At 67.9% G+C, this 4,376-nt stretch carries 3 protein-coding genes; 2 read left to right on the top strand and 1 reads right to left on the bottom strand.

Features of this window, described 5'->3' with window-relative positions; all coding sequences use genetic code 11:
• Nucleotides 1-1,316: molybdopterin-dependent oxidoreductase (locus ACT6Y9_RS08980; protein WP_443744284.1), on the top strand; the 1,316-nt coding region annotated here is incomplete at its 5' end.
• A 105-nt stretch (nucleotides 1,317-1,421) separates the two neighbouring features.
• Here the strand turns inward: ACT6Y9_RS08980 and ACT6Y9_RS08975 are convergent.
• Nucleotides 1,422-2,801, bottom strand: a complete 1,380-nt coding sequence (locus ACT6Y9_RS08975; protein WP_443744283.1) for a shikimate kinase — start codon at nucleotides 2,799-2,801, stop codon at nucleotides 1,422-1,424.
• Nucleotides 2,802-3,070: 269 nt separating this feature from the next.
• Here ACT6Y9_RS08975 and hydE point away from each other — a divergent pair, with 269 nt between their 5' ends.
• Nucleotides 3,071-4,261 carry a [FeFe] hydrogenase H-cluster radical SAM maturase HydE gene (gene hydE, locus ACT6Y9_RS08970; protein WP_443744282.1) on the top strand — a complete coding sequence of 397 codons (1,191 nt, stop codon included), beginning with the start codon at nucleotides 3,071-3,073 and terminating at the stop codon, nucleotides 4,259-4,261.
• Nucleotides 4,262-4,376: the final 115 nt, after the last annotated feature.

Below are 4,376 nucleotides of genomic sequence, written 5' to 3'. Positions count from 1 at the left end.
CGGGCGGCGGCATCGGCTTCAACTACCACTACTGCAACGGGGGCTTCCCGCCCGGCACGGGGCCGCTTCTCGGGCAGATCCCGACGCGCGTCGCGCCGGTCAAGCCCGTGACGCTCCCCTGGAGGGAGAGTCCGGCAGTGCCCGTCGCCCGCATGGCCGACGTCCTTGCAAATCCGGGGAAGGTGATCGACTGGAACGGCAGCCGCATCGAATATCCCGACATCCGTTTCGTCTTCTGGGCGGGCGGCAACCCCTTTGCGCATCATCCGGACACGCGGCGGCTCGAGGCCGCCTGGCGTCGCCCCGAGTGTGTGGTGGTCGCCGACAGCGTCTGGAGCGCGACGGCGAAGCACGCCGACATCGTTCTGCCCGCCTCGACCTTCTTCGAGCGCAGCGACATCACGTCGATCGGCACCTACGTGAACGACGGCATCGTCTTGATGAAGCAGGTGATCGCCCCGGTGGGCGAGAGCCGCAGCGACTTCCGGATCTTCGCTGATCTTGCCGAGCGCCTCGGCATCGAGCGGGAATTCACCGAAGGGCTCGACGAAGCGGGGTGGATCCGCCGGCTCTACGAAGAGGCCAGCGAGAGGGGCGAAGCCGCAGGCACTCCGATTCCGGCGTGGAGCGACTTTGAACGGACGGGCGTGGTGCTCTATCCGCACGACCCCAAGGGAGACGAATACGTCGCCTACGCGCGCTTCCGCGAGGACCCCGATGCCGCGCCCCTCAGAACCGAAACGGGCCGGATCGTGCTTTATTCCGAGCGGATTGCGAAGCTCCATTACGCGGACTGCCCGCCGCACCCGGCGTACCTGAAGCCCTACGAGGCCTACGGGAGCCGCGAGCACGCGGCCGACGAGGACGCCTCGAGAAGCGCCGACCCGGCGCTCCTGCAGCTCGTGAGCCCGAAGAGCACCGCGCGGCTTCACAGTCAGCTCAATCCCGTCACCCACATGAAGTCCGACGTCGCCGGGCGCGAGCTCTGCCTGATGAATCCCATGGACGCCCGGGCGCGGGGGATCGAGGCGGGCGACGTCGTGTGCGTCTCGAGCGTTCGGGGGCGCATTCTCGCCGGAGCCGTGGTGGCCGACGACGTCCGCCCGGGCTCCGTGGTCGTGCACCACGGCGGGTGGTTCGACCCGCAGACGGTCGAGGGCGAGGCGATCGACGCCCACGGGTGCACGAACGTCCTCACGCCGGACGATCCCGCAAGCGCTCTATCCTGCGGGAACATCGCCTCGACCGCACTAGTGCGCGTCGAGAAGTGGACCGCGCCGGCCCCCATCGTACGCGCCTTCACGCCGCCCGTCTGAGAACGGCTTCTTCGATGGAGAGACGCCTCAGGGGCCGCTTCGGGAATGCTTCCGGGCGGCCCTTGGGCGTTATGGGGCGTGCGGACGCTCCGGAGGAGCGGCGCGTCAGTCCTCGCCCGGGCGACTCTCGCCGATGATCGCGGCGACGGTCTCCTCGACCGACTTCACGGTGATGATCCGCTCGGCGAGGTCGCGGTAGATGGGGGCGCGCTCCTCATAGAGCACCTCGACGCCGCGGCGCTGCGGAATCGGGCGGTTGTAGGTGGAGAGCTTCGAGAGCGGGCGCTGCAGCCAGTAGAAAGTGCCGTTGAGGGCGAGGAGCATCCGGTTGCGGGGCCTGAGGCAGGCGCCCCCGCCCGTCGAGATCACGAGTCCGTGGCGATCGGCGAGCGACTCGATCACGGCCGATTCATGAAGTCGGAAGAAGGCTTCGCCGTCCTCGCGGTAGATCCGCGCGGAGCTTTTGCCCACGCGCTGCTCGACTTTGGCGTCGATATCGACGAACTCGCGCATGAGGCGCGCGGCTACGGCCTTGCCGATCGTGGTCTTGCCGCAGCCGGGCATGCCGATCAGCACGATGTTCGAGGCTTCGCGCCGGATGTCGGAGAGAATCGAGCGCGTCGCGCAGAAGGGGAGCGTGCGTCCGGTGAAGAGTTCGGCCGCCTCGCGCGCCTCGACCACGCGCAGCCCGAGCGTGCTGCGAGCGTGGAGGCCGCGCCGCTGGGCGTTCCAGATGAGGCGCGTGCGCACCGGGTCGTCGATCAGGTCGAGGACGCCCTTCAGGGCGTGGAAGTACCCGAGGGCGTCGGGACTTTCGACCGGCATCGCCTCAAAGTCGGGCGCACGCCCGAAGCGCGAGGCGTTGATGAGGAGGTTTGCGTGCTCCGCCGCCGGCATTGCGGCGATTTCGGCCTTCGTGAGCGGAGCGGTGATCGCGAGAAGCGCCGCCTCCGGGGCGCCGAGGTGCTTGAGAAGCCGCACCAGACCGGTCGCGGCCGGGTCGTCGTCGCGGTCGGCGAGAATGAGCGCGCGGCATTCCGAGAGCGGAATCCCGATCGCCGGGAGCATGCGCGAAAGGCCCGTCCCGATCGTGTAGTCGCCCGTCACCGTGCCGTCGCCTTCGCGCAGCAACAGGTTCACACGGCCTACGGCGCGCGCCGCGGGCGTCAAGTGCCCGCAGAGCGGGATGGCCGCAGACTGGAGCTCCGCGTCAAGGCACGCGCCGTCCCATCGGCCGCGGGCGAGGAAGTCGAGTGCCTGCGGCCGCGGCAGCCGCAGATTCTCCGCCCCGGTGATGCCGAACTTCGCAAGGAGCACGTCGCCGTCGGGCGTTGCGAGCGACGTCCGGCGCGTTGCGATCCAACACCAACGCGGGTCGTCCGAGCCCGCCGGCCCGAAGAGCACCGCATCATCAAGCGCACCGTCCTCGGCGGCGGCTTCGGCCGCGGCATCGGCGGCAACGGATTGAAGGGCTTCTCGGGTCATGATCGGTGTCGTGAGGACGGTTTCTTCTTGGGGACGACCGCACATTTTCGCGCGGATAGGTTCCGGGCGCTTTGCGGCAGTGCAAGGAAATGCGAACGATCCGCGTACGCGCGGGTTTTCGGCGCTCCGCGGGACTATTGCCGAGACGGAGCGGGCGCCCGCGGCGGCCGGGGCGTGAAAAATTTGCTCAAAGGCGGGCCGACTGCGTGAAAACACTGAGAAATGGTGCGAAAATCCGCGCCAACAAGAATTCTTTTTCCTCACCCCAAATGACCCGTACCGAACTTGCCGCGATCCTTGCGCGTCCCGAGCTCTCGGACGCCGACATCGTCGCGCTCCTCGGCCTCACCGACCCGGAAGACTGCCGGATGCTGAAGGAGGCCGCCTTCAACCGCACCACGGAGCTGATGGGCCCCTACGTCTACTACCGCGGCCTCATCGAACTCTCGAACATCTGCACGGCAAACTGCCGCTACTGCGGCATCCGAAAGGCGAACCACGCCGTCGAGCGCTACACGATGACCCAGGAGGAGATCGTCGAGCAGGCCGTCTGGGCGGCGCGCCAGGGCTACGGCTCGGTGTGCCTGCAGGCGGGCGAGCGCCACGACGAGAAGTTCATCGAATTCATCTGCGCGTGCCTGCGCGAGATCCACGTCAAAACGAAGAGCCCGCTCCTGCCCAACGGCGTCGGCGTCACGCTCTCGCTCGGCGACCAGCCCGAGTCCGTCTACCGCCGCTGGGCCGAGGCCTGCGGGAATCCCGAGTCGCTGCGCTACCTCGCGCGCTTTGAGACCTCGAACCCCGAGCTCTTCCAAATGCTCCACTCGACCCCGGGCCGGAACGAGAAGAACCTCGAGCACCGCCTCGAGTGCCTCCGGTCGCTGCGCCGCGCGGGCTACCAGGTCGGCACCGGCGTGATGATCGGCATTCCGGGGCAGACCCTCGAAGACCTCTGCCGCGACATCCGCCTGTTCCAGGAAATCGACGTGGACATGATCGGCATGGGGCCCTATCTGAGGAGCGAAGGCAACGACCTCGAGGCTTTGGGGCAGATGGAGCCCAAGGCGCTCCTGCAACTCGCCCTCAACATGATCGCCGTCACGCGCCTCGTCCTTGGCCCCGTGAACATCGCCGCCGCCACGGCGCTGCAGGCGATCCGCGACGACGGCCGCGAGATGGGCATCGAATACGGCTGCAACATCGTGATGCCGAACTTGTCGCCCCAGCGCTTCAGGAAGGGCTACCAGCTCTACGACAACAAGCCCTGCCTTGACGACGAGCCCACACAGTGCGCCTCGTGCCTCGAGAAGCGCATCCAGAGCCGCGGCCGCGAGGTGGGTTGGAACATGTCGGGCTCCTCGCGCCGGTACCTGCGCCGCGTCGGTCGCCCCAACGAGGTGAAGCCCGCGAAGGACTACACGCCCGACGGCCGCCGTCTCATCCGCCTGCGCGCGATCTGACGCGCTTGGCTTTGGTTCCAAGAAAAGGCCGCTCCGGGCTGTCGTTCCGGGCGGCCTTTTCTTGCGCGTCTGCTGCGCGTGAATGACCAAAAAACCGGCCTCGCGCAAGCCCCGT

Source organism: Sutterella sp., assembly GCF_052272535.1.
In the GTDB taxonomy this organism is placed as follows: Bacteria; Pseudomonadota; Gammaproteobacteria; order Burkholderiales; family Burkholderiaceae_F; genus Sutterella.
This window is presented reverse-complemented; position numbering and strand designations above follow the sequence as displayed.

What these genes read in the sequence shown, in the direction of transcription:
- ACT6Y9_RS08975 (WP_443744283.1), bottom strand. Translation starts at nt 2,801, where the DNA reads ATGACCCGAGAAGCCCTTCAATCCGTTGCCGCCGATGCCGCGGCCGAA.
- hydE (WP_443744282.1), top strand. Translation starts at nt 3,071, where the DNA reads ATGACCCGTACCGAACTTGCCGCGATCCTTGCGCGTCCCGAGCTCTCG.